Raw genomic sequence first — 24,608 nt, 5'->3', positions numbered from 1 at the left:
GCCTTCTTTTTAAAAGCGAAACGGATTTATGCTAAAACACTCAGCACATCAACTCTCCCGCCTCTCTGCTTTTATAAAGCATTCGCTGAGTGCCACACTTTACTCAGCATTATTCGTGTTGCCAGTCTCCGCGGTTGAATTCAACACAGAGATGATTGACGTTGAAGACCGAAGTAATATTGATATTTCCCAGTTTGAGAAAAAAGGCCACATCGCACCGGGTAGCTATCTCGTCCGCATTCAGGTCAATAAAAATACGCTGCCTCAATCCGCAACAATGGAGTGGATCGCAACGGAAAACGAAAGCGGTTCGCAAATTTGTGTGAATGCCGGGCAGTTATCCGCTTTCGGACTTAGCACCGATTTTATTTCGCGACTCCCTTATTCTGAAGGCGGACGTTGCCTTGATCTTTCGGCTGTTCCGGAGCTGGGCTTTTCCCTTAATAAAGGGACGATGGTGCTTTCCGTCACCGTTCCCCAGGCATGGATGAAATATCAGGCGAAGAACTGGACGCCGCCGGAATATTGGGATGAAGGCATTGCGGGTGTTTTACTTGATTATAATCTCTATGCCAGCCAGTACGATCCGCACGGGGGCGAAGACAGCCAGAATATCAGCGCCTACGGCACGCTCGGGTTTAACCTCGGCGCCTGGCGTCTACGTTCAGATTATCAATATAACCAAAACTTTCGTCACGGCGAGTCTACAGGCAGTGACAGCAGTCTGGCACGGACCTATCTCTACCGTCCTATCCCTTCGCTGTCATCAAAAATGACGCTGGGGCAATATGATTTAAGCTCAGATATTTTTGATACCTTCCACTTTACCGGCGCATCACTGGAAAGTGATGAAAGTATGCTGCCGCCTGATCTACAAGGTTATGCACCTCAAATTAACGGCATCGCGCAGACCAATGCCAAAGTGACCGTCTCCCAGTCTGGCCGCGTTCTTTATCAAACAACCGTCGCGCCGGGGCCGTTCACCATTTCTGACCTGGGTGAAACCTACCAGGGGCAGCTGGACGTGGTTGTCGAAGAGGAAGATGGGCGTAAAACCACCTTCCAGGTGGGTTCATCCTCAATCCCCTTCCTGACCCGAAAAGGCCAGGTGCGCTATAAAACATCCATCGGTAAGCCCACCGCTACGGGCCATAACGACATCAATAACCCGCTTTTCTGGACAGGTGAACTCTCCTGGGGCTGGCTGAGCAATGTGTCACTGTATGGCGGCACCCTGCTGACGGCGGATGATTATCAGGCCATGACCACCGGTATCGGCTTCAACCTGGATTCGTTCGGCTCGATCTCTTTTGATGTGACGGGCGCCGAGGCCACGCTCCATCAGGGAAAAAATGAAACACAGCGTGGGTACAGCTATCGCGCCAATTACGCAAAACGTTTTGAGGCGACCGGCAGCCAGATCACCTTTGCAGGTTATCGATTCTCGGATAAAGAATATGTCTCAATGAGCGAATATCTCGCCTCCCGGGACGGAGATACCTCAACGACAAACGAAAAAGAGAGTTATGTTATCTCCTTCAACCAGTACCTTGATTCGCTGGCATTAAATACCTATCTCAACGTCACCCGTAACACCTACTGGGACAACAGCAGCAACACAAACTACTCCTTTTCGCTGAGCCGCAATTTTGATATCGGCAATTTAAGAGATTTATCCGCATCGCTGGCGCTAAGCCGCGTGCGCTGGGATGACAGCGACGAAAACCAGGTCTATTTCGCCTTCACCCTCCCGCTGGAACAAAGTCGTAGCATTATGTACAGCTACCAGCGATCGGGCGGCGACAGCGCGTCTCATATGGCTTCTTACTATGACGCCTCCGATCGCAACAATACGTGGAATCTCTCGGCCTCTACGACGGAAGACGATTTGCGCGAAGGCGAACCGTCATTGCGCGGCGGATACCAGCACTATTCTCCTTACGGACGCCTCAATCTTTCAGGAAGCGTTCAGCCCAATCAGTACCGTTCGATCAGCGCGGGCTGGAACGGCTCGCTCACCGCCACGCGGCATGGCGTAGCCCTGCATGATTACAGCCCGGCCAACAACGCCCGCATGATGATCGATGCCGATGGTGTTGACGGAATTGAGGTCAACAGTTCGCGCACGCGGACTAACGCATTCGGTATTGCTGTCGTCCCCTCACTCAGCAACTACACCACCTCCACGGTGCGCGTTAACAGCAACACGCTGCCTGATGGCGTGGATATAGCAACCTCCGTTATTCGCACCACGCTGACGGAAGGTGCCATTGGTTACAGCAAGCTGAACGCCACCACGGGCTACCAGATTGTCGGCATTATTCGACAGGAAAACGGTCAGTTCCCTCCTTTGGGCGTCAGTATCGTCGACAGCGCTACGGGTAAAGAGGTCGGTCTGGTTGCCGAAGAAGGGTTCGTTTATCTCAGCGGGATTCAGGAAAACAGTACGTTACGTCTCACCTGGTCTGACAAAGCGTGTGAAATCACGCCGCCGAACCAAAGTAACCTTAGCGGTGACGCTATATTTTTACCTTGTAAAACAGTGCATTAATTCAGGGCGCATAAAATGAACATCACGATGATTTCAAAAGGACTTATCTGTTTCCTTGGCACGTGCAGCTTTGCCTGGGCCACCGTATCGCCCGACAGAACACGCATCATTTTCAACGCCTCAGCAAAAAGCGTGTCGGTCAGACTGATAAACCAGAGTAAAACCGATCCTTATCTGGCTCAGTCGTGGATTGAGGATAAAGAGGGTAAAAAAACGCGCGAGTTTATCTCTCCTGTTCCGCCACTGTTGCGTATCGAGCCTGAGGAACAGGCGCAGGTTCGCCTGATGGCGCAGCAAAACCTCAGCCGACTTCCAGCCGATCGAGAGTCGCTGTTTTATTACAACATGCGGGAAATCCCGCCCAAAGCCGAGCAGAAGAACGTGATGCAAATTGCCATGCAAAGCCGGCTTAAACTGTTCTGGCGGCCAAAAGCCATTGAGCTGAAGGAGGGCCAGTTTGTTCCTCTGGATAAGGTGGTTATATCCCGCGCCTCGGGTACGCTGCAGTTCAAAAACAGCAGCCCCTATTACATCACCGTCGGCTATATCGGCCTGAACGGTAAAACCTTATTGCCGGGCGCAGAGAGCGTAATGATTGAGCCGTTTGGTCAGGCCAGCCAGTCACTGGCTAATCTGTCCGCTGAGTTCCAGGTCGGGTATATCAGCGATTATGGCGGTCTGGAAATGTTTAAGGTGAGTTGTAACGCGGTGCAGACTACCTGCCAGAGCAAGCCGGTGAATAAGGGATAATGATGATGAAAAAAATATATCTCGCGGTGACTGCCCTTTTATGTTTGTTCTCATCCTCCGCATGGGCGATGGACTGTTACAAAGATTCAACGGGCGGCCAAAGTCTGATCACAACAACGCTCCCGACGTTCACGGTACCGGCCAACGCCCCTGCCGGACAAAAAATTTGGGAAAGCGGTGATTTGCTGGTGACGGTATATTGCGATAACGCCACCCGCGACAGTACAAAACCTGTCTCGCAGGATCCCTGGAGTGAACACGTTTATGCCTATATCCTGGACAGTTTTCATAACACCGATAGCCTGATGACCAACAACCCTTATCTGGCGTTTGGCGTAACCTATAACGGTATTGACTATGATATCCCCGATATCAAAATTGATACGGGAGCCTGCCTTGATAAGCAGGATGATAAATGGAAACAGTATCAAGAAGCAGACTGCAATGGCGTCACAATTCAGAAAAACGTCACGTTTAGCGTGCGCTTTCGTCTCTACGTGAAGCTAAAAGCGATACCAAAAGAGCAGTTTGACTATACCTTTCCCTCCGTCACCGTGCTGACGTTTGACGGTTCAGGCGGAATCAACACGCTTTCGAATGCAAAAAACCTGCATTACGACATTACCGGACTTTCAAATATTCATTTCCTGGACTGCGGTGTGGATATCCGGATCTACCCTGACAATCAGATTGTGAATTTTGGCCAGTTTACGGAGAGCGCAGTCAATGCCAACGCCGTCACTTCACCGTTTAGCATTTCGACAATCCGGGATGCCACTGCTGGCTGTTCAGAACAATTTGACGTAACGACCAGCTTTTACACCACCGATACGCTCTACGATGATACGCATCTGGACATGGGAAATGGTTTACTCATGCGTCTCATTGATAAAACCTACGGCGACGTGACGTACAACCAGTATCTCCCTTTTGCAACCTATCACCCTGATGATGCGGTGACGACGCAAACTCACGACTATACGGCTGAGCTAACCCGTAAACCTGGTGAAGCCGTTATTCCTGGACCATTCAGTAAAGACATTATTGTCAAAATCAATTATCAATAATTGATCAAAAAGCAGACCAGCACCTCCTTTTGGTCTGCTTATTTAGCATCTCGCCCTCCGTTTTTAACCTAAGCCATTCACTTAAATAATTAATAAACGCAAACTTAAAGAGTCTTTAATTATTTTTTAATCACTCATCGTTACAATTAGTTTTAGAATGCGACCGCCTCGAACATCAATGTCTCTTAAATATTACTCATAACAAGGATATTTCATGCGAAATATTTCAAAAGCACTTATGGCTGTTGCTTTAGGTTCATTTATCTCTGGCACCGCGCTGGCAAGCGATCAGGGCTCCGGTAAAATCACCTTTAAGGGCGTTATTATTGACGCACCATGCAATATTGCACCAGACAGTATTGATAAAGAGATCGAGCTCGGCCAGGTCACAACGGCGATGATGAATGCGAATAAAAAATCTTCGGCGGTACCGGTTGATATCAATCTGGAAAACTGCCAGCTTGACGCTGGAGACGAAACGGCAACACCCGTCTCCAAAGTGGAAGTGACCTTCAGCAGCACCGCAACCGACGGCACCGATACCAGCCTGATGAGCAACACCTATGCGGGGGGCGCGCAGAACGTCGGCGTTCGTTTGCTGGATAACGCGGAGTCACCAATCACTCTGGGCTCCGCAAACAGCGTCGACCTCTCGGCAGGTTCCTCCACTCAGACTCTGCACTTTAAAGCTCAGATGGAAACGGTTAGCGGTAAAACGGCAACGGCCGGTCAGGTTGAATCAACCGCGAATTATGTATTGCTGTACAAATAAGCAAATATCGTTAGTTCTATTTCGGCTGGCAATATATTTGCCAGCCATTGACGTTATTTTATTTGAGAGCTGAATGATGAAATACAGTTCACCCGGAATGATCATCGCAGGCTTTCTTATCTCCTCCCCTCTGCTCGCCGTTGAGTTTAACATTAACGCAATCGATAAAGACCAGCGCGGTAATATTGATATTTCACAGTTTAAAGATAAGAACCACGTCGCACCGGGAAACTATTTTGTTACTGTTTCGGTAAATAACACGCCCCTTGCGAACGGCTGGCAATTAGCCTGGAGGCGTAAAGGCGAAACCACAGAAGCGTGTATTCCGGCAGCGCTGGCAGATACCTTCGGCCTGGACGACAAGATCCGCAGTACGCTACCTGATAAAGCAGGCTGCGTCGATTTTAGCGGCTTATCACAGGTTCACTTCGCGTTTATCCAGGCAACCCAAACGCTGGAGATAACCCTGCCTCAGGCCTGGCTACAGTATCGCGCCACCAACTGGATGCCGCCAGCCACCTGGGACAACGGCGTCTCCGGCGTGCTGCTGGATTACAACCTTTTTGCCAGCCGCTACCAGCCTGACGAGGGTACGGCCAGCGATAGCCTCAACACCTACGGTACTGCCGGGGCTAACCTGGGCGCCTGGCGCCTGCGCGGGGATTACCAGTACGCGTTCAACAGAACGGATGATGGCTCGCAGAGCGAGGGGCGCTTATCCCGCGCTTACCTTTTTCGTCCGCTACCCACGCTCGGATCAAAGCTGACGCTGGGTGAATCTGATTTCCAGTCCGATATTTTCGATAGTTTTTCCTATACGGGCGCCTCGCTTATTAGCGACGAACGTATGCTGCCCTGGTCACTGCGCGGCTATGCGCCGCAGGTATCCGGTATCGCGCAAACCAACGCGACCGTGACGGTCAGCCAGGCTGGCAGGATCATCTACCAGACCAGGGTCCCACCCGGCCCGTTCGTTATCCAGGATCTTAACCAATCGGTGCAGGGTACCCTCGACGTCGACGTCACTGAAGAAGACGGCCGCTTTAGCACCTTTCAGGTTTCAGCCGCTTCGGTCTCTTTCCTGACGCGTAAAGGCCAGGTTCGCTATAAGGTGGCGGGCGGGAAAGCCCGTCAGGACAGCTCGCACAGCGTAGAAAGCGAGGCTTTTTTAAGCAGCGAATTCTCCTGGGGTATGCTTTCCCGGACGTCTCTTTACGGCGGCTTACTCAACAGCGGCAATGACTATCGCGCGCTGGCGGCGGGTATAGGGCAAAACATGGACTGGCTTGGAGCGCTGTCGTTAGATGTCACCCAGGCCACCAGCCGGCGGCTCGGGGAGGATAAGCGGACCGGATACAGTTACCGAATCAATTACAGCAAACGCTTCGATACCACCGGCAGCCAGCTTACGCTTGCCAGCTACCGCTATTCCGACAGCCGCTATCTCAGCTACGCCCGCTATCTTGAACAAGACCAGGACGACGCAGAAACGGAGAAGCAGACCTTCAGCATCACCGCCAGCCAGTATATTCCTGCCCTGTCGCTTAACCTCTACCTCGGCATGCTGCGCCAGACCTGGTGGGACAGAGAAGCGTCCACGACGGGCACCCTGACGGCAGGCTATAACTTCGATCTTGGCAGCTGGAAAAACCTTGGCGTAACGGCCTCGTGGAGTAAAACGCACTACCCGGATCAAAGCGATGATACGCAGATCTACGTTTCGCTCAGCGTTCCTCTCGATTCGGATCATCGTCTTAATTACGACGTGCGGCACAGCGACAGCTTGCGCCAGACGCTCTCCTGGTATGACTCCTCTGACAGGAACAACACTTGGGGAATTTCCGCAGGAACAGAGAGTGAAGCACCCGATGCCGGTGCGCAAGTGAGCGCTAACTACCAGCATTATGCCGGAACGGGTGACCTGAACCTTTCAGGCAGCTATAAGGCCAGTGAATACCGTTCGGTCAGTGCAAGCTGGAACGGTTCGTTCACCGCAACCGCTCAGGGAGCGGCCTTTCACCGACGAAGCTATGGCAACGAGCCGCGCGTGATGGTCAGTACGGAAGGTATCGGCAACATCCCGCTAAACCAGTCACGCGATACCACAAATGCGTTTGGCATCGGCGTGCTGCCCGCCTTTTCCAGCTATATACCCGCCAGCGTGCAGGTCAATCTGAACAGCCTGCCGGAGGGCGTAGACGTTGATAACCGCGTGCTCCGCTCTGCCTGGACCGAGGGGGCAATAGGCTATCGAATGATTGCCACCCGCCAGGGGCAGGACGTGGTTGGGGTATTGCACACCGCTACCGGCGCGCCGCCGCTTGGTGCGCTGGTTCGTCAGCGTGATTCCGGGCAGGAGATGGGGATTGTCGCGCAGGACGGACATATCTGGCTGGGCGCGGTAAAAGCCGGACAACACTTTACGGTTACGTGGGGAGATAGCCAGCGGTGCCATTTCTCCCTGCCAGCCACCCTGGAAAACGTTACGCAGCTCATCCTGCCCTGCCAGTAAGTTATCACTATGAAATCAAAAACGTTATTTGCAGCACTTTATATTTGCAGCTTCGGCTTCTCGCACGCCGCCGTTAACCTCGATCGGACGCGCATTGTTTTCCCGGAAAGCGATAAGGCCAGCAGTGTGACCATCGAGAACCAGAGCAAATCGCTCCCCTACCTTGCCCTCGCCTGGGTGGAGGATGCGGACGGACGCAAAGAAGACAGCCATTTTATGGCCCTGCCGCCCATCCAGCGCCTTGAGCCCGGCACGTCGTCACAGGTGCGGATCGTCAGGCAGCCCGCGACGCAGCAGCTTCCCGGCGATCGCGAGACCCTGTTCTTTTTCAACCTGCGTGAGGTTCCGCCAAAAAGCGCAAGCCCGAAAGAAGCGCGCAGCGTCATGCAGGTGGCCATGCAGAGCCGCATCAAGCTGTTCTGGCGACCGGAAGCCATCCGCAAGAAGGCGGGAGACGATGCGGAAATGCGGCTGGCGGTGTCTGTGGCGGGCAAAACCATGACGCTGAAAAACCCCACGCCCTATTTCATCACCCTGGCCTGGCTGAGCAACAACGGAAAAACCATGCTCCCGGGATTCGATAGCCTGATGATTAGCCCATTCGACACCCGCACCCTCACGCTAAGTGAACCGGAAGGGAGCGGCTACAGCATTGGTTACATTGATGATTACGGTGCGCTACGCAAGGTCGATCTGACCTGTTCACGGTCAACCCGGTGCGCGCTGACGCCGCGCAAGGCAGGGCAACATGCGACATCCCGTTAAGCTTTTCTTTCTGCTGCTGGTGATGTTGCCGCTTAAGCATGCCCTGGCCCTGAACTGTTACCTGGGCACGCAAAACGGCCCGGTCGAGCAAACCAAAACGGTGTCGGAATTTTCGATCCCCAGCAACGCTAAGATCGGGCAAAAAATCTGGGAATCCAGCGACATAAAGATCCCGGTTTTCTGCGACAGGAATACCGCCTCAAACCATGAGAACGAAAACGTGTTCGCCTGGGTGAACCCTTACCCGTCGGTATCAGATCCTTACTATGAGCTGGGCGTCACCTACGAGGGGGCAGATTACGATGCCACCGGACACACCTTCGGCGTGGATACCGGCCAGTGTCTGGATAACAATAGCCTGAGCAAATACTCAGCTGAACAGCTTAAGGCGATGGGCTGGGAGAAGAACATCTGTTCAGGAAACGCGTCGGACGTCCATACCTCACGCACCTTTGCAGCGCGCTTCAGGCTCTACGTTAAGCTCAAAGCGATACCGCCTCAGGGTTACGTCAGCACTCTCGGGGATTATATCGTCGTGCAGTTTGACGGCAAAGGCGGCGTAAATGCCCTTTGGGATGCGAAAAACCTCAAATACCACATCAACGGGCTGGAAAATATCAAGGTTCTGGACTGCGGGGCAACGTTCAGCATTTATCCTGAAAATCAGGAGATTGATTTTGGCACCTTCAGCGCGCGCGACATTGTGAACAAGGGAACGCGTACGCGAACGTTCACGGTTAAAACCAGCAAAATGCAGGACGCGCAGTGTTCAGACGGCTTTAAGATCGACTCGTCGTTCTATACCGATAACGAACTCACGGCCAACGATACCGCGCTGCTGATCGGCAACGGCTTAAAGCTGCGTATTCTCAACGGCACGCAACCCTACGCCTTTAACCAGTATGACGAATATGCCGATTTCACCGGCTCAGTGCTGCATTTTGAGACGCACTACACCGCTGAGCTTTCTCATGCCGAAGGCTCGCGCATTGAATCAGGCCCGTTTGAAACCGTCGTGCTGTTCAAAATTAACTACCACTAAAAACAAAAAAGCCGGGTTTCCCCGGCTTTTTTACATCAGCAATTTCAGCTGGCTTTGCGCTCGTGCGCCTGGCGATACTCCACCAGATCTTCAATCGTCACCACCGGCATATTGTGCAGACGCGCAAAGGTGATGCACTCCGGCGCGCGCGCCATGGTGCCATCATCGTTGGTCAGCTCGCACAGCACGCCCGCCGGCTTGAAGCCAGCCAGCGTCACCAGATCGATGGTCGCTTCAGTATGGCCACCACGGGTAAGCACGCCGCCCGGCTGCGCGCGCAGCGGGAAGACGTGGCCCGGGCGGTGCAGGTCGGAGGGTTTCGCCCCATCGGCGATCGCTGCACGTACGGTAGTCAGACGGTCAGCCGCCGACACGCCGGTGGTCACGCCGTGCGCGGCTTCAATGGTCACGGTAAAGCCGGTACCAAAGGCGCTGGTGTTGTTTTCGACCATCATCGGCAGATCGAGCTGCTGGCGACGGTCTTCGGTAATACACAGGCATACGATGCCGCTACCGTGACGGATGGTCAGCGCCATCTGCTCAACGGTCATGTTTTCGGCGGCAAAAATCATGTCGCCTTCGTTTTCACGGTGTTCATCGTCAAGCACCATCACACCGCGGCCTTCGCGCAGTGCATCCAGTGCGTGTTCAACACGTTCAGTTGAAGTGCCAAAAGAGGAAAGTAGCGTCTGATTCATGGTAAAAAAACCTCATTAACAATATGGTTACCAGAATCAGGGCAGTCTTAGGAGCGCCGTACAAGCGGCAAAAAAATAACGTGAGCGGGCCATGCCCGACTGGATCGTTACTCTCTCCCATCCGGACTTTAACCGTCGGCCCCGGAATTACACCGGATCTGCTGACCTTTGAGTGTTCACCCAAAGCGCTCGCGGGCTTTCAGCGTCACGCTGATTTACCGCCGGTGGGGAATTTCGCCCCGCCCTGAGAATAAGCGAGATAACTATAACGCTATTGATTAACCTGGGCAATGCATAAGCTTCAAACAATTTTGTTTACCCCGGGCAGGACGCGCTACAATGTTCATCAACACCGACTTATCAAGGGAAGCCATTATGATTGACCCAAAGAAAATTGAGCAGATCGCGCGTCAGGTTCATGAGTCCATGCCGAAAGGCATTCGTGAATTTGGTGATGACGTTGAGAAGAAAATCCGCCAGACGCTGCAGGCGCAGCTGGTTCGCCTTGATTTAGTCAGCCGTGAAGAGTTTGACGTGCAGACCCAGGTTCTGCTGCGCACCCGTGAGAAGCTGGCGCTGCTGGAACAGCGTCTGAGCGAGCTGGAAAACCGTAATTCGCCGGAAGAAGTGAAGCCGGCACCGGCCATTCCACCGGTGGATGACCAGGAGTAAGTGCGGCCTGATGCCCTCACCCCAGCCCTCTCCCACGGGGAGAGGGTGAAAAAAAACGGGCCAACCGGCCCGTTTTTTACTGGCTGTCTTTCTGGATCTTTTTGATGATGTTGGTTGTTGAACACCCGTCCTCAAAGTTGAGCACCATCACCTCACCGCCGTTTGCCCAGACCTCTTCGCTCCCCGCAATTTGCTCTGGTTTGTAATCCCCACCTTTTACCAGCAGGTCTGGCAGGATCCCGGCAATCAGGCGCTGCGGCGTGTCTTCTTCAAACGGCACAACCCAGTCCACCGCTTCCAGCGCGCCAAGCACAATCATGCGCTGCTCCAGCGGGTTCACCGGACGCGTTTCGCCTTTCAGGCGTTTGGTTGAGGCATCGCTGTTAACCGCCACGATCAGGCGATCGCCCAGCTTGCGCGCGTTCGCCAGATAAGAGACGTGGCCCGCGTGCAGAATGTCGAATACGCCGTTGGTCATCACCACTTTTTCACCGCGTTTACGCGCGGCGGCAACGGCCACCTTCAGCTCTTCTTCGGTCATGACGCCAAAGCCGGTATCGGCACGGCCGCGCACCGCGTTTTCCAGCTCGATTGGCGAAACGGTAGAGGTCCCGAGCTTGCCAACCACCACGCCCGCCGCGGCGTTCGCGAAGTAGCACGCTTCTTCCAGAGAGTTGCCCGCGGCCAGCGTCGCCGCCAGCACGCCGATCACCGTGTCACCGGCACCGGTCACGTCGTACACTTCCTGCGCCTGGGTTGGCATATGCAGCGGCGCTTTGCCCGGCTGGAGCAGCGTCATGCCCTGCTCGGAGCGGGTCACCAGCAGCGCGGACAGCTCAAAGTCAGCGATAATCTTCATCCCGCGCTCAACCAGCTCTTCCTCGGTTTTGCACTTGCCCGCCACCGCTTCAAACTCGGAGAGGTTTGGCGTCAGCAGCGTTGCGCCGCGATAGCGCTCAAAGTCGGTGCCTTTAGGGTCGATCAGTACGGGCACGCCGGCTTTACGCGCCAGCTGGATCATCGTCTGCACGCTGGCCAGCGCGCCTTTGGCATAGTCTGACAGCACCAGCGCACCGATATGGCCCAGCGCCTGGCTGATGCGCTCGTGCAGCGGCTCAGGATCGACGCCCTCGAAACCTTCTTCGAAGTCGAGGCGGATCAGCTGCTGGTTACGCGACAGCACGCGCAGCTTGGTGATGGTCGGGTGCGTCGGAACCGAAACGAAGTCGCACTTCACGTTCACGTCCGCCAGCGACTGGCTCAGCGCGCGCGCCGCATCGTCGATGCCGGTCAGGCCCACCAGACGCGACTGCGCGCCCAGAGAGGCAATGTTCATCGCCACGTTTGCCGCGCCGCCCGGACGCTCTTCAATGGTATCGACCTTAACCACCGGCACCGGCGCTTCCGGTGAGATACGGCTGGTCGGCCCATACCAGTAGCGATCCAGCATCACATCACCGACAACCATAACCCCAGCACGTTCAAACTCTGGCAGTGTTACTTTCATTCCTGACTCCAGAAAGATTCACAATTTGCGCGCGATAATATCACACTTGTTTTGTTACGCACGGTTCCACCAGCCACTTCTGCCAGCTGGCGGTCACCTGCGCGCGTTCTTCGGCGAAACAGTCCAGCGCCACATGGCCCGGCTGCTCCTGCAGCGCCAGGTGGTGCAGCTCGTCGCGCAGCGTGGTGTAGGCGCGGGTTAGGGCCTGCGCCTCCTGCTCGTCCATGATGTCGTTTTGCGCCAGCAGTTCCAGAATGCGCACGTTATCCGACCAGCGGGTCAGCTTCGGCTTATCGTGCGCGTGCAGCAGCACCAGGTACTGCGTGATAAATTCAATATCGGTAATACCGCCTTCATCGGCTTTGATATCAAAGCGATCGCGATGTTTGTTGCCAAGGTGCGCGCGCATCTTCTCACGCATCTCCCGCACTTCGGTTTGCAGCGTGCTGCCCTCGCGCGGGGTCGTCATGACCGTCTTGCGAATTGCATCAAACTGCGTTTTGAGCTGCGGATCGCCGTACACCACGCGGGCGCGCACCAGCGCCTGATGCTCCCACGTCCAGGCTTCGTTCTTCTGATAGTCGGCAAAAGCGTCCGTCGAGGTGACCAGCATGCCTGCCGCGCCGGACGGGCGCAGGCGCGCATCCACTTCATACAGAATGCCGGACGAGGTGCGGGTGCTGAACAGGTGCATAATGCGCTGGGCCAGGCGCAGGTAGAACTGCCGCCCGTCGATTTCGCGCTCGCCGTCGGTCATCACGTCTGCCGGACAGTCGTGCAGGAAAATCAAATCCAGATCGGAGCTGTAGCCCAGCTCCCATCCGCCCAGCTTTCCGTAACCCACCACCGCAAAACCGCGCCCCTCGCGGTCAGCAAGGTGCTTCGGCTGGCCGTAGCGGGCCACCATCTGCACCCACGCCTGGTGAACCACCGCGTCTATGATCGCCTCCGCCAGCCAGGTTAAGTGATCGCTCACTTTCATCACCGGCAGCGTACCGGCGATATCTGCCGCCGCCACGCGCAGCATCTGCGCCTGCTTGAACTGACGCAGCGCCTCAAGCTGCTGCTCTTCGTCCTCCTCCGGCACGCGCAGCAGATACTGGCGCAGCTCGTCGCGGTAGGCGTCCGTCGCCGTCGGCTGATACAGCGTATTTGGATCGAGCAGCTCGTCCAGCAGCAGCGGATATCGCGCCAGCTTGTTGGCCACCATCGGCGAGGCGGCGCAGAGGGAAATCAGGTGCTTGAGCGCGGCGGGAAACTCGCTCAGCAGCTCAAGGTAGGTGGTACGCGTGACGATCCCACTCAGGAGCGGCATCATGCGCGACAGCGGTACCGGCGCATCCTCGCGGGAGCAGACGTCGCTCAGCAGATGCGGCATCAGGTGATCCAGCACCTGACGACCGCGCGGGCCAATGGCGCGCTTGTTCAGTTCGAGGCGGAAGTCGGCGATTAACGCCACCACGCGATGACGGGCATCGTCGCTTAGGTGCGCCAGCACCGGCGTGGTGTCATCTTCCTGGAGCGCGTCCTGCCACAGCTCGCGCCAGTGTTCGGAGAGCGCGTCGTCCTGCGATTCGCTTTCGTCATCGCCGATCAGATCGTTAAAGATACGGCGCACGCCCGCCATGTGGGCGTCCAGCTTTTCGATCAGCGTTGCCCAGTCCTCCACGCGCATGCCCCAGGCCAGACGCGCCCGGTTCAGCTCATCGCCCGGTAACGTCTGGGTCTGTTCGTCGTTGATGCTTTGCAGCAGATTTTCCAGACGACGCAGGAACAGGTAAGACTCACGAAGCGTTTGCGCGTCGCCTTCCGGCAGCAGATGCAGCCGCTCGATAGCGCTCAGCGTCGGCAGCAGCGAGCGGGACTGCAAAGAGGGCTCACGCCCGCCGCGTATCAGCTGGAAGACCTGCACGATAAATTCGATTTCACGAATACCGCCTGCGCCGAGCTTGATGTTGTCCTTCAGGCCACGTCGGCGCACCTCGCGGGCAATCATCCCTTTCATGTTTCGCAGGGACTGGATCACGCTGAAGTCGATGTAGCGGCGGAATACGAACGGGCGAAGCATGGCGCGCAGCTCGTTGGCGTAAGCGTCATCGCTGTCGCCCATGATCCGCGCTTTCACCATCGCGTAGCGCTCCCAGTCGCGGCCCTGCTCCTGGTAATAATCCTCCAGCGCGGCAAAGCTCAGCACCAGCGGACCGCTGTCGCCAAACGGGCGCAGGCGCATGTCCACGCGGTAGACAAAGCCGTCCTGCGTGGGCTGATCCAGCGCCTTAATCAGCCGTTGCCCCAGCCGGGTGAAGAACTGGGCGTTGTCCAGCTCGCGGCGACCGCCGCGCGTGGAGCCGTTCTCCGGCCAGGCAAAAATCAGGTCGATATCCGAAGAGAAGTTCAGCTCGCAGCCGCCCAGCTTCCCCATCCCGAGAATCAACAGCGGCTGCGGAACCCCTTCTTCGCTGCACGGCGTGCCCCACTCTTTACAGCAGGCGGCGTAGAGCCAGTCCCGCGCGGCGATAATCAGCGTCTGCGCCAGCTCGCTCAACTGCTGCAAGGTGCTCTCTTCGCTCACCAGCTCCAGCGCCTGCGCCCAGGCAATGCGCACCATCACCCGGCGGCGGAACTGACGCAGAACGCGCATCAGCGTGGCTTCATCCGCCACCTCTGCCAGCGCGGCCTGCAGCCAGCCAGCATAATGCCGCCACTCGTCAGCCTGCGGCGGCGCGCTTTCCAGCTCTGCCAGCCAGTCCGGGTTGGCGCTGACGCTCTCCTGCACAAAATCACTGAACGTGAGCACGCTTTTCGCCTGCTCGCTTAACGATGACGCGGGTAACGACTCGGGCAGGCGTTCGCAAACGGTCTGCCAGTGCTGCTGTAACTGCGAAGAAAGCGGCATATCAGGGGTTCCTTGCCAGAATTAACGTTTTCCGCTGTGCAGCCAGTACGGATCCTGCGAAATGGCCTCGTTGCGGAAATGCTCGATCTCAATCTGCTGACGGGTCTCGATGGCATGCTTCAGCCCCTGCCAGTTCTCCAGCCAGGCCTGCGCTTTTACGCCCTCATACGCGCCGGACAACAGCAGCATGCTGTCGATGTTGCGCGCAAGGCGGGGAAGCTGGTCGCCATACTGGTCGCCCAGCGGATGCGCGAAGGTCGTTCTCAGCTCGGCGGCGTGGCGGGAAAGATGGATATCCGCAAAGCGTTTGAAGTTTTCCGCGATTTTGGTCTGCCCTTTCGCATCAAGGAAAGTGCGCCAGCCGCGGGTCACCAGAAACTCGGTCAGCGCCAGTTTTGCGCTGGCGTTTTGCGGGCTGTAGATCGCCGTTTGTGCCGATACGTCGGAAAGCATCAGCGTTTCGGTCTGGGTCAGCAAATCACGCAAATGAGCGCTGGCTTTACGCGGCACGATACCGCCGAACAGCGTCAGGGTATGACGCACCAGGCCGATGGCGGCCAGCACCTGTTTTTTGGCATTTTTCACGTTACGCGCCCACAGCTCCTCGTGGTACTGCCACTGGGAGAGCGCCAGCTCCAGCGCCGCTTCCATGCCCTGCTCAACGGAGGCTTTCGGCACAACGCGCAGAATGGGGGTTTCTCGCAGCACGCGGGGTGCATTCCCGGCAGCGAGATGATAGCCGCGCGCCGCTTTGCTCAGGCTGCCCTGGCGTAAGCCCGGCTGGTTCACCAGCTTACGCGCCAGCTTCAGCACGTCGCTCGCCTCACCCTCCAGCAGTTCAAGCTCCAGCTCGCAGATGGGCTCCTGCTCTTCGCCAGCCTTAACCTCACCCCGGTCAAACGCGATTTCAATGCGGCTTTTGCCTTCCGTCACCAGCCATTTCTCGCGCCAGAAATCGGTGCTGAACAGCGGTTTTACCTCTGCCGACAGCGTTGCGGGCAGCGTGCCTTCCGGCCAGACTTCCGCCGGAAAACGTTCCAGCTCAAGTTCTGGCTTACTGATATCGATATTGTATTCCGGGCGCTGGTGCAAACCGCCCACCACGCGACCGGCAATTTTCATCGTCATCTCGTAGCGCCCGTTCGCGCCGCGGATGCGCAGGCCCATATCGTGGTTACGCAGCCAGCTGTCCGGCGTTTCGTAATAGATGTTGAGCAGCTGTACGGGTTCATGGTGCTCGCCGGACAGCGTATTCAGATGCTGGCGAAGCGCGTCAGCGCTCTCTTTTTCGACGATAAACTTTAATTCGATCTCTTGTGCCATAGCCTTGTACTTTTGCGTGCGTCACAGACGCGTCGATGAGGGCGAACTTCCTCGCCATTTGTTTGTCAGTACATAGTATTTTGCGCCAAATTGCCACGCAATGAGCAATTTGACGGGCGTAAAAGTTAAAAGCGGTGGAAATCATGACACAGATGATTCCGATTGATGATGAATCCTTTGCGTAGCGACACTGATACCACTACTATCGTTCCACTTTTTATGAAAATAACGACTGATATGCTTAAATTACGCCTGATTGGACTTACTTTACTCGCTTTTAGCGCCGCAACCGCGGTCCACGCTGAAGAGAAACGTTACGTTTCTGATGAACTGAACACCTGGGTACGCAGCGGCCCCGGAGACAATTATCGCCTCGTGGGTACGGTAAATGCCGGCGAGGAAGTAACTCTGCTGCAAACGAATGCAGACACCAATTACGGTCAGGTTCGTGACAGCTCTGGCCGCACCTCCTGGATCCCGCTGAAGGAGCTGAGCACGGTACCAAGCCTGCGCACCCGCGTGCCGGATCTGGAAAATCAGGTGAAAACCCTGACCGATAAGCTGAACAACATTGACGGCACCTGGAACCAGCGCACCGCGGAGATGCAGCAGAAGGTGGCGCAAAGCGACAGCGTGATCGCCGGTCTGAAGGACGAAAACCAGAAGCTGAAAAACGAACTGATTGTCGCGCAGAAGAAAGTCAACGCCGCCAATCTTCAGCTTGATGACAAACAGCGTACCATCATCATGCAGTGGTTTATGTATGGCGGCGGCGTGCTGGGCGTAGGCCTGGTGCTGGGTCTGGTGCTTCCTCACCTCATCCCAAGCCGCAAGCGTAAAGACCGCTGGATGAACTAACTCGTCTTCTCTGCCACACTTACGTATTATCTTGCGACAAGAAAAAACGGGAGAGTGGTGCGTGAAGAGTTATCTGGTCGGTGGTGCGGTACGTGATGCGTTGTTAGGTCTGCCGGTCAAAGATAAAGACTGGGTGGTGGTCGGTGCCACGCCCGAAGCGATGATTGACGCGGGCTACCAGCAGGTAGGCCGCGATTTTCCCGTGTTTCTGCACCCGAAAAGCCGGGAAGAGTACGCCCTGGCGCGTACTGAACGAAAATCGGGTTCCGGCTATACCGGCTTCACCTGTTACGCCGCCCCGGACGTCACGCTGGAGCAGGATTTACTGCGCCGCGATCTCACCATTAACGCCCTGGCTCAGGACGAAAACGGCCATATCATCGACGCCTACGGCGGCCAGAACGATCTGCGCGATCGTCTTTTACGCCATATTTCCCCTGCCTTTTCGGAAGATCCGCTTCGCGTGCTGCGCGTCGCGCGTTTCGCCGCCCGTTATGCCCATCTCAGCTTCCGCATCGCCGACGAGACGATGGCGCTGATGACGGCCATGACCGAAGCCGGCGAGCTGGCACACCTGACGCCGGAGCGCGTCTGGAAAGAGACGGAAAATGCCCTGACCACCCGCAATCCACAGGTCTTTTTCCAGGTGCTGCGCGACTGCGGGGCGCTGAAGGTGCTGTTCCCGGAAATAGACGCGCTGTTTGGCGTTCCGGCGCCGGCGAAATGGCACCCGGAAATTGATACCGGTATTCATACCCTGATGACGCTCAGCATGGCCGCTATGCTCAGTCCTGAGGTGGACGTACGCTTCTCCACCCTCTGTCACGATCTCGGCAAAGGGTTAACGCCAAAGGCGCTCTGGCCGCGCCACCACGGGCATGGCCCGGCAGGCGTGAAGCTGGTCGAAGGGCTATGCCAGCGCCTGCGCGTGCCGAATGACATCCGCGACCTGGCGAAGCTGGTCGCCGAGTTCCACGACCTGATCCACACCTTCCCGATCCTGAAGCCTGCCACCATTGTGAAGCTGTTCGATAACATCGACGCCTGGCGCAAGCCGCAGCGCGTGGAGCAGATTGCGCTCACCAGCGAAGCGGACGTGCGTGGCCGTACCGGGTTTGAAGCGTCCGATTATCCGCAGGGGCGTTTGCTGCGCGAGGCGTGGGAAGTGGCTAAGGCGGTGCCAACGAAAGCGGTGGTAGAAGCAGGGTTTAAGGGCCCGGAAATTCGCGCAGAGCTGACGAAGCGGCGGATTGACGCGGTTGCGGCGTGGAAGGAAAAACGTTGCCCTCAGCCGAAAGACTGAGGGCGGTTGGTCATCAGAAGAAGACCACGTACACGGCAGCCGCGACGATAAAGCGGTAGATCGCGAACGGAATGAACGAGATACGCTTAATCAGCTGCAGGAAGGTTTTGATGGCAATCAGCGCCACGATAAAGGCGGTGATAAAGCCCACGGCGAACATCGGAATGTCGCCCACGGTCAGGAAGCCAATGCTTTTATAGAGGTCCAGCGCGGTGGCGCCCATCATCATCGGCACCGCCAGCAGGAACGAGAACTCAGATGCCGCGTAACGGCTTACGCCCATCAGCATCCCGCCGGAAATCGTTGCGCCTGAACGGGAGAAGCCCGGCCACAGCGCCAGACACTGGAAGCAGCCAATGATAAAGGCCTGGCGATAGGTCATATCGTCCAGACCTTCCGCACGCGGGATTTTTGGCTTCAGCATTTCTGCGGCAATCAGCAGGAAGCCGCCGACCACCAGCGCGTACATGACGTTAATCGGGTTAAACAGCGATTTAATGGTATCGTGGAACACCAGCCCCAGCACCACCGCCGGGATCATCCCAAGCAGAATATGAATCAGCGTCAGGCGGCCTTTGCTCTCTCCTTCACGCTGCGGCAGACGCCCGAAGTGGATGCCGATCAGGCCAAACAGACGACGCCAGAACATTACGACCACCGCCAGGATAGAGCCCAGCTGAATCACCACCTCAAACGTCTTTGCGGTTTCACCCTCAAAGCCCAGCAGATGGCCAACGATAATCATATGGCCCGTGCTGGAAACCGGCAAAAATTCCGTCAATCCTTCGACCACACCCAGTATTGCCGCCACCAGCAGCGAGTGCATATCGCTCATCTATAAACCCCTAAAAAGATATTAAAAAACGCTCGCCACAGCGGCTAACGTGAAAGACACGGTTTTAAGACCGGTATAATCTAAAATGGTTTAGCTATTATGACGTTAAATCTTCCCTTTCAGATTTGTGCCACGCTCGATGATGACGCCCACGTTGGCCGCGCGCGCCACCGCGCCCGGCTTGCTCAGCTTAATGCGTACCCACGGCGAATTGAATTTGGTCAGCAGCAGTTCGGCCACCTCTTCCGCCACTCGTTCTACCAGCGCAAAACGTTGCCCTTCAACGTGCGCGATAACCGCTTCACTGATGTCGGCGTAGCTCAGACAGTCGTTCACATCATCGCTTTTTGCTGACCTGCGGTTATCCCAGCCCATTTCGATATCGAACACCAGCTTCTGCTCGATGGTCTGTTCCCAGTCGTAAACACCAATTGTGGTGATTACCGAAAGTTGCTCTATAAATACAATATCCATCACGACCTGCCTGCTTTTTGGCTAAACCGGATACCACTTCCGGCGAATTATGCGTATTATCCACAGATGCTGAGAATACAGATACATTTTCAAAACGGAACAGCGTTATGAGTGCAATCGCGCCTGGAATGATTCTCCTCGCCTACCTTTGCGGCTCAATCTCCAGCGCCATTCTGGTCTGCCGCATCGCCGGGTTACCTGACCCGCGTGAAAGTGGTTCCGGGAATCCGGGGGCGACCAATGTACTACGAATTGGCGGCAAGGGAGCAGCCGTAGCGGTTTTGATTTTTGATGTTCTGAAAGGGATGCTTCCCGTCTGGGGGGCGTATGCGCTGGGCGTCACGCCGTTCTGGCTGGGGCTGATTGCCATCGCCGCCTGCGTTGGCCATATCTGGCCTGTTTTCTTTGGTTTTAAGGGCGGGAAAGGCGTGGCTACCGCGTTTGGTGCCATTGCGCCTATCGGCTGGGACCTCACCGGCGTGATGGCGGGTACCTGGCTGCTGACCATCCTTCTGAGCGGCTATTCGTCGCTGGGCGCCATCGTCAGCGCGCTGATTGCCCCGTTCTACGTCTGGTGGTTCAAGCCGCAGTTTACCTTCCCGGTGTCGATGCTCTCGTGTCTTATCCTGCTGCGCCATCACGATAATATTCAGCGTCTGTGGCGACGTCAGGAGACGAAAATCTGGGCGCGGTTAAAGCGGAAGAAGAGAGAGACGCGGTAGGGTTTTATTTACTTTTAGTGGAATTGTTCCGTTCACTTTATGACCAACAGAATATGACGTTCCGGAACCCGTGAACGTGATAAGGGGGCCACCGCGGCCCCCTTATCAATCCCCGCGGCCCCGCGACGAAATCGGTGCTTCGCACTGCGCTCACCTCACGACCCGCTGCCTGCGGTCGGCTCAACTCGACATCCTGTCTCGATTCGCCTCTGGCCGCCATCCCTGGCGTCCAGCCCTTGTCATCCGGTCTCCGGTTCGCCGATTTCAGCGGGGACTCAACACCCGTGCCACATTCACGCTGCTGAGAAGGTTGAGTAAACGCCTGATCCGGCTGAAAATCGCTGAGGCGTTGACCGCAGGCCGGGGCGAGGCGCATGGATGCGCCAAGAGGGCGTGACCTACATGGATGTAGGATCGCGCCCGACCCGATAGCCGGAGGGAATAAGCCGAAGGGACCGCGCAGCGGCGATTTTCTTTGCCGGGAGCCGGGATTGTTAAGGGGGCCGCGGTGGCCCCCTTAACACGTTCACCGCAGCGGGATACCCATAAAGCAGAAAAGCCATAGTGAACGGAACCCTTCCACCGCAGCCCCAAAATACAGGCCCCATCCATAAGCGACTCATATGACAGCCTTCATTTCCGCCAGGGCATACTGAAACGTATCTCCCGGGCGCGCGCGAATGGAAGCACCATGTTAGCAACTCAGGTAACTGATAATTCGTACAAAGGCTGGCAGGCCTCGCTTGACCTGCGGTTTTGCCACACGCCTGAGAAAACCCTCCTCCATGCCGCGCACCACGTCGGGCCGCTCACGGTTCAGCGTCCGTTCTACCCCGAAGGGGAAACCTGCCATCTCTATCTGCTGCACCCGCCGGGCGGCGTGGTGGGCGGTGACAGGCTGGATATCACCGCGCGCCTGGACGCCAAAAGCCACGCGCTTATCACCATGCCCGGCGCCAGCAAGTTCTATCGCAGCAGCGGCCCGCAGGCTCGCCTGAACCAGCATTTTTACCTGGACGAAGACGCCACGCTGGAGTGGCTGCCGCAGGACACCATTATCTTTCCCGGCGCACATGCCGCGCTGCGTTCCGTCTTTCACCTGCGCGCTACCAGCACGCTGCTGGCCTGGGAGCTTTACTGCCTGGGCCGCCCGGTGATTAACGAAACCTTTAGCCACGGCACGCTGGAGAGCCGTCTTGAGGTATGGATTGATGACGAGCCACGGCTGATTGAGCGCCAGCATCTCAGCGGCGGCGATCTCTCCCCCGTCGCCGGTCATCCGTGGGTCGGCACGCTGCTGTGCTATCCGGCAAGGGAAGACCTTCTCGACGCAGTGCGCGAGCGGCTTACGCCTCTGGAACATTTTGCGGGCGCAACGCTCACCGACGATCTGCTGTCGGTGCGTTTTCTCTCCCACGACAACCTGATTTGCCAGCGGGTGATGCGCGATATCTGGCAGTCGCTTCGCCCGCTTCTCACCGCCAGAACCGCCTGTTCACCGCGCATCTGGCAGACATAAGAGAAACGTTATGGAACTAACACCCAGAGAAAAAGACAAGCTGTTGCTGTTTACCGCCGCGCTGGTTGCCGAACGCCGCCTGGCGCGCGGGGTAAAGCTCAACTATCCGGAATCGGTCGCGCTGATCAGCGCGTTTATCATGGAAGGCGCGCGCGATGGCGAAACCGTCGCCTCGCTGATGGAGGCGGGCCGCCACGTTCTGACGCGCGATCAGGTGATGGAGGGCGTGCCGGAGATGATCCCGGATATTCAGGTAGAAGCGACCTTCCCGGACGGATCCAAGCTCGTCACCGTCCACAACCCGATCGTGTAAGGAGCGCGTGATGATCCCAGGCGAATACCAGATCCAGCCCGGCACTATTGCGATCAACGTCGGGCGAGAAACCCAAAGCGTGATTGTCGAAAACCACGGCGACAGGCCGATTCAGGTCGGATCGCACTACCACTTTTACGAGGTTAACCCGGCGCTGAAGTTCGATCGCGAAGCCACCCGAGGCTACCGGCTGAACATTCCGGCAGGCACCGCCGTGCGCTTCGAGCCCGGCCAGAAGCGGGAGGTAACGCTGGTACAGATTGCCGGGGCGCAGCGCATTTTCGGCTTTCGCGGCGAGGTGATGGGCGAGGTGAAGCATGGCTGAGATTTCACGCCGGGCTTACGCCGATATGTTCGGCCCCACCGTCGGCGATAGGGTCCGGCTGGCGGACAGCGAGCTGTGGATCGAAGTCGAAGACGATCTCATAATCTACGGCGAAGAGGTCAAATTCGGCGGCGGGAAGGTGATCCGCGACGGCATGGGCCAGGGGCAGATGTCCGCGCAAGACTGCGTGGATCTGGTGTTGACCAACGCGCTGATTGTCGATCACTGGGGGATCGTGAAGGCGGATATCGGCGTGAAGAACGGGCGGATCTTTGCCGTCGGTAAAGCCGGGAACCCGGATATTCAGCCCGGCGTAACGATCCCGATCGGTGCCGCAACGGAAGTGATTGCCGCCGAAGGGAAGATCGTGACCGCAGGCGGGATCGACACCCACATCCACTGGATCTGCCCGCAGCAGGCGGAAGAGGCGCTGGTCTCCGGCGTTACCACCATGATCGGCGGCGGCACCGGCCCGGCGGCGGGCACCAACGCCACCACCTGCACGCCGGGTCCGTGGTATATCGCCCGCATGCTGCAGGCTGCTGATGCCCTGCCGGTGAATATCGGCCTGCTGGGCAAGGGTAACGGCTCCAGCCCGGATGCCCTGCGCGAGCAGATCGCGGCGGGGGCTATCGGGCTTAAGATCCACGAAGACTGGGGCGCCACGCCTGCGGCCATCAACTGCTCGCTGGAGGTGGCTGAAGAGATGGATATACAGGTGGCGCTGCACAGCGACACCCTGAACGAATCCGGTTTTGTGGAAGATACGCTGGCGGCCATCGGCGGGCGCACCATCCACACCTTTCACACCGAAGGCGCGGGCGGCGGCCACGCGCCGGATATCATCACCGCCTGCGCGCACCCCAATATCCTGCCCTCCTCCACCAACCCGACGCTGCCCTACACGGTGAACACCATCGACGAGCACCTCGATATGCTGATGGTTTGCCACCACCTCGACCCGGATATCGCCGAGGACGTGGCGTTTGCCGAGTCGCGCATTCGGCGGGAAACCATTGCAGCCGAAGACGTGCTGCACGATATCGGCGCGTTCTCGCTCACCTCGTCAGACTCACAGGCAATGGGCCGCGTGGGGGAAGTGATTATCCGCACCTGGCAGGTAGCGCACCGCATGAAGGTCCAGCGCGGCGCGCTGGCGGAAGAAACCGGCGATAACGACAACTTTCGCGTGAAGCGCTATGTCGCCAAATACACCATCAACCCGGCGCTGACCCACGGCATTGCCCATGAGGTGGGGTCGGTTGAGGCGGGCAAGCTGGCGGATCTGGTGGTCTGGTCCCCGGCGTTCTTCGGCGTAAAACCCGCCACTATCGTCAAGGGCGGGATGATCGCCTGCGCGCCGATGGGCGATATCAACGCCTCTATCCCGACGCCGCAGCCGGTGCATTACCGCCCGATGTTTGGCTCGCTGGGCGCCGCACGCCACGCCACGCGCCTGACGTTTATCTCACAGGCCGCCCAGGCCAGCGGCATTCCGCAGCAGCTCAACCTGCAAAGCGCCACGGCGGTGGTGAAAGGCTGCCGAACGGTGAAAAAGGCCGACATGATCCACAACGATTTACAGCCGAACATTACCGTCGATTCGCAAACCTACGAGGTACGCGTCGACGGCGAACTGATGACCAGCGAACCGGCAGAGGTTCTGCCGATGGCGCAACGCTATTTCCTGTTTTGAGGAGTGAT

21 protein-coding genes and 1 riboswitch are annotated in these 24,608 nt (G+C 57.0%); of the genes, 15 read left to right on the top strand and 6 right to left on the bottom strand.

Going from position 1 to position 24,608, the window contains the following annotated elements:
• Positions 1-28: 28 nt before the first annotated feature.
• From IM304_RS00705 to IM304_RS00675, 7 genes are all read left to right on the top strand, one after another.
• Positions 29-2,551 carry a fimbria/pilus outer membrane usher protein gene (locus tag IM304_RS00705; RefSeq protein ID WP_193354993.1) on the top strand — a complete coding sequence of 841 codons (2,523 nt, stop codon included), beginning with the start codon at positions 29-31 and terminating at the stop codon, positions 2,549-2,551.
• A gap of 15 nt (positions 2,552-2,566) precedes the next feature.
• Positions 2,567-3,301 (top strand): molecular chaperone, encoded by a 735-nt coding sequence (locus IM304_RS00700; RefSeq protein ID WP_193354994.1) that lies wholly within the window; start codon positions 2,567-2,569, stop codon positions 3,299-3,301.
• A 5-nt stretch (positions 3,302-3,306) separates the two neighbouring features.
• Positions 3,307-4,368: a pilus assembly protein gene (locus IM304_RS00695; RefSeq protein ID WP_193355069.1), complete on the top strand. Its 1,062-nt coding sequence runs from the start codon at positions 3,307-3,309 to the stop codon at positions 4,366-4,368.
• Positions 4,369-4,582: 214 nt separating this feature from the next.
• Positions 4,583-5,140, top strand: a complete 558-nt coding sequence (locus tag IM304_RS00690; protein ID WP_193354995.1) for a fimbrial protein — start codon at positions 4,583-4,585, stop codon at positions 5,138-5,140.
• A gap of 73 nt (positions 5,141-5,213) precedes the next feature.
• Positions 5,214-7,652: a fimbria/pilus outer membrane usher protein gene (locus IM304_RS00685; RefSeq protein ID WP_193354996.1), complete on the top strand. Its 2,439-nt coding sequence runs from the start codon at positions 5,214-5,216 to the stop codon at positions 7,650-7,652.
• A gap of 9 nt (positions 7,653-7,661) precedes the next feature.
• On the top strand, positions 7,662-8,417 hold the full coding sequence (locus IM304_RS00680; RefSeq protein ID WP_193354997.1) for a molecular chaperone: 756 nt from the start codon (positions 7,662-7,664) through the stop codon (positions 8,415-8,417).
• Positions 8,401-9,459 carry a fimbrial protein gene (locus IM304_RS00675; protein WP_193354998.1) on the top strand — a complete coding sequence of 353 codons (1,059 nt, stop codon included), beginning with the start codon at positions 8,401-8,403 and terminating at the stop codon, positions 9,457-9,459. Before IM304_RS00680 ends, IM304_RS00675 begins: the two co-directional genes overlap by 17 nt.
• 44 nt (positions 9,460-9,503) lie before the next feature.
• Here IM304_RS00675 and ribB read toward each other — a convergent pair whose 3' ends face one another.
• Positions 9,504-10,157, bottom strand: coding sequence for a 3,4-dihydroxy-2-butanone-4-phosphate synthase (ribB, locus tag IM304_RS00670; protein ID WP_148418446.1), 654 nt, complete (start codon positions 10,155-10,157; stop codon positions 9,504-9,506).
• 105 nt (positions 10,158-10,262) lie between these two features.
• Positions 10,263-10,413, bottom strand: a riboswitch (FMN riboswitch).
• Positions 10,414-10,532: 119 nt separating this feature from the next.
• Between ribB and ubiK the strand changes: the two genes are divergently transcribed.
• Positions 10,533-10,829: a ubiquinone biosynthesis accessory factor UbiK gene (gene ubiK, locus IM304_RS00665; protein WP_148418445.1), complete on the top strand. Its 297-nt coding sequence runs from the start codon at positions 10,533-10,535 to the stop codon at positions 10,827-10,829.
• Positions 10,830-10,905: 76 nt separating this feature from the next.
• On the opposite strand, the gene hldE is transcribed toward ubiK, so the two are convergent.
• From hldE to IM304_RS00650, 3 genes are read right to left on the bottom strand one after another with little or no spacing between them, the layout of a single operon-like run.
• Positions 10,906-12,336 carry a bifunctional D-glycero-beta-D-manno-heptose-7-phosphate kinase/D-glycero-beta-D-manno-heptose 1-phosphate adenylyltransferase HldE gene (hldE, locus tag IM304_RS00660; RefSeq protein WP_193354999.1) on the bottom strand — a complete coding sequence of 477 codons (1,431 nt, stop codon included), beginning with the start codon at positions 12,334-12,336 and terminating at the stop codon, positions 10,906-10,908.
• 40 nt (positions 12,337-12,376) lie between these two features.
• On the bottom strand, positions 12,377-15,232 hold the full coding sequence (glnE, locus tag IM304_RS00655) for a bifunctional [glutamate--ammonia ligase]-adenylyl-L-tyrosine phosphorylase/[glutamate--ammonia-ligase] adenylyltransferase (protein ID WP_193355000.1): 2,856 nt from the start codon (positions 15,230-15,232) through the stop codon (positions 12,377-12,379).
• 21 nt (positions 15,233-15,253) lie between these two features.
• Positions 15,254-16,555 (bottom strand): inorganic triphosphatase, encoded by a 1,302-nt coding sequence (locus tag IM304_RS00650; protein WP_176609465.1) that lies wholly within the window; start codon positions 16,553-16,555, stop codon positions 15,254-15,256.
• Positions 16,556-16,792: 237 nt separating this feature from the next.
• Here IM304_RS00650 and IM304_RS00645 point away from each other — a divergent pair, with 237 nt between their 5' ends.
• Positions 16,793-17,413 carry a TIGR04211 family SH3 domain-containing protein gene (locus IM304_RS00645; RefSeq protein ID WP_001303390.1) on the top strand — a complete coding sequence of 207 codons (621 nt, stop codon included), beginning with the start codon at positions 16,793-16,795 and terminating at the stop codon, positions 17,411-17,413.
• Between the two features lie 61 nt (positions 17,414-17,474).
• On the top strand, positions 17,475-18,716 hold the full coding sequence (locus IM304_RS00640; protein ID WP_193355001.1) for a multifunctional CCA addition/repair protein: 1,242 nt from the start codon (positions 17,475-17,477) through the stop codon (positions 18,714-18,716).
• Positions 18,717-18,729: 13 nt separating this feature from the next.
• Here the strand turns inward: IM304_RS00640 and bacA are convergent, their stop codons facing one another.
• Together bacA and folB are read right to left on the bottom strand one after the other, a co-directional pair.
• Positions 18,730-19,551, bottom strand: coding sequence for an undecaprenyl-diphosphate phosphatase (gene bacA / locus IM304_RS00635; protein WP_148418440.1), 822 nt, complete (start codon positions 19,549-19,551; stop codon positions 18,730-18,732).
• A gap of 105 nt (positions 19,552-19,656) precedes the next feature.
• Positions 19,657-20,025, bottom strand: a complete 369-nt coding sequence (gene folB, locus IM304_RS00630) for a bifunctional dihydroneopterin aldolase/7,8-dihydroneopterin epimerase (protein ID WP_193355002.1) — start codon at positions 20,023-20,025, stop codon at positions 19,657-19,659.
• A 107-nt stretch (positions 20,026-20,132) separates the two neighbouring features.
• On the opposite strand from folB, the gene plsY reads away from it, so the two are divergent.
• The 5 genes from plsY (at position 20,133) to ureC (ending at position 24,600) form a co-directional block, all read left to right on the top strand.
• Positions 20,133-20,747 carry a glycerol-3-phosphate 1-O-acyltransferase PlsY gene (plsY, locus tag IM304_RS00625; protein ID WP_013098765.1) on the top strand — a complete coding sequence of 205 codons (615 nt, stop codon included), beginning with the start codon at positions 20,133-20,135 and terminating at the stop codon, positions 20,745-20,747.
• A 691-nt stretch (positions 20,748-21,438) separates the two neighbouring features.
• Positions 21,439-22,266 (top strand): urease accessory protein UreD, encoded by an 828-nt coding sequence (locus IM304_RS00620; RefSeq protein ID WP_193355003.1) that lies wholly within the window; start codon positions 21,439-21,441, stop codon positions 22,264-22,266.
• A 10-nt stretch (positions 22,267-22,276) separates the two neighbouring features.
• Positions 22,277-22,579 carry an urease subunit gamma gene (locus IM304_RS00615; protein WP_003862556.1) on the top strand — a complete coding sequence of 101 codons (303 nt, stop codon included), beginning with the start codon at positions 22,277-22,279 and terminating at the stop codon, positions 22,577-22,579.
• A 10-nt stretch (positions 22,580-22,589) separates the two neighbouring features.
• The gene (locus IM304_RS00610; RefSeq protein ID WP_193355004.1) at positions 22,590-22,904 is read left to right on the top strand and encodes an urease subunit beta; all 315 of its coding nucleotides are present in this window, start codon (positions 22,590-22,592) and stop codon (positions 22,902-22,904) included.
• Complete coding sequence (gene ureC, locus IM304_RS00605; protein ID WP_193355005.1) at positions 22,897-24,600, top strand: urease subunit alpha; 1,704 nt, start codon at positions 22,897-22,899, stop codon at positions 24,598-24,600. The genes IM304_RS00610 and ureC overlap by 8 nt, the downstream gene beginning before the upstream one ends.
• The last annotated feature ends 8 nt before the right edge of the window (positions 24,601-24,608 follow it).

The organism is Enterobacter cloacae complex sp. P40C2 (assembly GCF_014930695.1).
GTDB lineage: Bacteria > Pseudomonadota > Gammaproteobacteria > Enterobacterales > Enterobacteriaceae > Enterobacter > Enterobacter pasteurii.
Note: the sequence above shows the minus strand (reverse complement) of the source record. Positions and strands in the feature narration are given on the sequence as shown.

Excerpts from the sequence above, each read along its gene's own strand:
- IM304_RS00705 (WP_193354993.1), top strand. The coding sequence starts at position 29 with ATGCTAAAACACTCAGCACATCAACTCTCCCGCCTCTCTGCTTTTATA.
- IM304_RS00700 (WP_193354994.1), top strand. The coding sequence starts at position 2,567 with ATGAACATCACGATGATTTCAAAAGGACTTATCTGTTTCCTTGGCACG.
- IM304_RS00695 (WP_193355069.1), top strand. The coding sequence starts at position 3,307 with ATGAAAAAAATATATCTCGCGGTGACTGCCCTTTTATGTTTGTTCTCA.
- IM304_RS00690 (WP_193354995.1), top strand. The coding sequence starts at position 4,583 with ATGCGAAATATTTCAAAAGCACTTATGGCTGTTGCTTTAGGTTCATTT.
- IM304_RS00685 (WP_193354996.1), top strand. The coding sequence starts at position 5,214 with ATGATGAAATACAGTTCACCCGGAATGATCATCGCAGGCTTTCTTATC.
- IM304_RS00680 (WP_193354997.1), top strand. The coding sequence starts at position 7,662 with ATGAAATCAAAAACGTTATTTGCAGCACTTTATATTTGCAGCTTCGGC.
- IM304_RS00675 (WP_193354998.1), top strand. The coding sequence starts at position 8,401 with ATGCGACATCCCGTTAAGCTTTTCTTTCTGCTGCTGGTGATGTTGCCG.
- ribB (WP_148418446.1), bottom strand. The coding sequence starts at position 10,157 with ATGAATCAGACGCTACTTTCCTCTTTTGGCACTTCAACTGAACGTGTT.
- ubiK (WP_148418445.1), top strand. The coding sequence starts at position 10,533 with ATGATTGACCCAAAGAAAATTGAGCAGATCGCGCGTCAGGTTCATGAG.
- hldE (WP_193354999.1), bottom strand. The coding sequence starts at position 12,336 with ATGAAAGTAACACTGCCAGAGTTTGAACGTGCTGGGGTTATGGTTGTC.
- glnE (WP_193355000.1), bottom strand. The coding sequence starts at position 15,232 with ATGCCGCTTTCTTCGCAGTTACAGCAGCACTGGCAGACCGTTTGCGAA.
- IM304_RS00650 (WP_176609465.1), bottom strand. The coding sequence starts at position 16,555 with ATGGCACAAGAGATCGAATTAAAGTTTATCGTCGAAAAAGAGAGCGCT.
- IM304_RS00645 (WP_001303390.1), top strand. The coding sequence starts at position 16,793 with ATGCTTAAATTACGCCTGATTGGACTTACTTTACTCGCTTTTAGCGCC.
- bacA (WP_148418440.1), bottom strand. The coding sequence starts at position 19,551 with ATGAGCGATATGCACTCGCTGCTGGTGGCGGCAATACTGGGTGTGGTC.
- folB (WP_193355002.1), bottom strand. The coding sequence starts at position 20,025 with ATGGATATTGTATTTATAGAGCAACTTTCGGTAATCACCACAATTGGT.
- plsY (WP_013098765.1), top strand. The coding sequence starts at position 20,133 with ATGAGTGCAATCGCGCCTGGAATGATTCTCCTCGCCTACCTTTGCGGC.
- IM304_RS00620 (WP_193355003.1), top strand. The coding sequence starts at position 21,439 with ATGTTAGCAACTCAGGTAACTGATAATTCGTACAAAGGCTGGCAGGCC.
- IM304_RS00615 (WP_003862556.1), top strand. The coding sequence starts at position 22,277 with ATGGAACTAACACCCAGAGAAAAAGACAAGCTGTTGCTGTTTACCGCC.
- IM304_RS00610 (WP_193355004.1), top strand. The coding sequence starts at position 22,590 with ATGATCCCAGGCGAATACCAGATCCAGCCCGGCACTATTGCGATCAAC.
- ureC (WP_193355005.1), top strand. The coding sequence starts at position 22,897 with ATGGCTGAGATTTCACGCCGGGCTTACGCCGATATGTTCGGCCCCACC.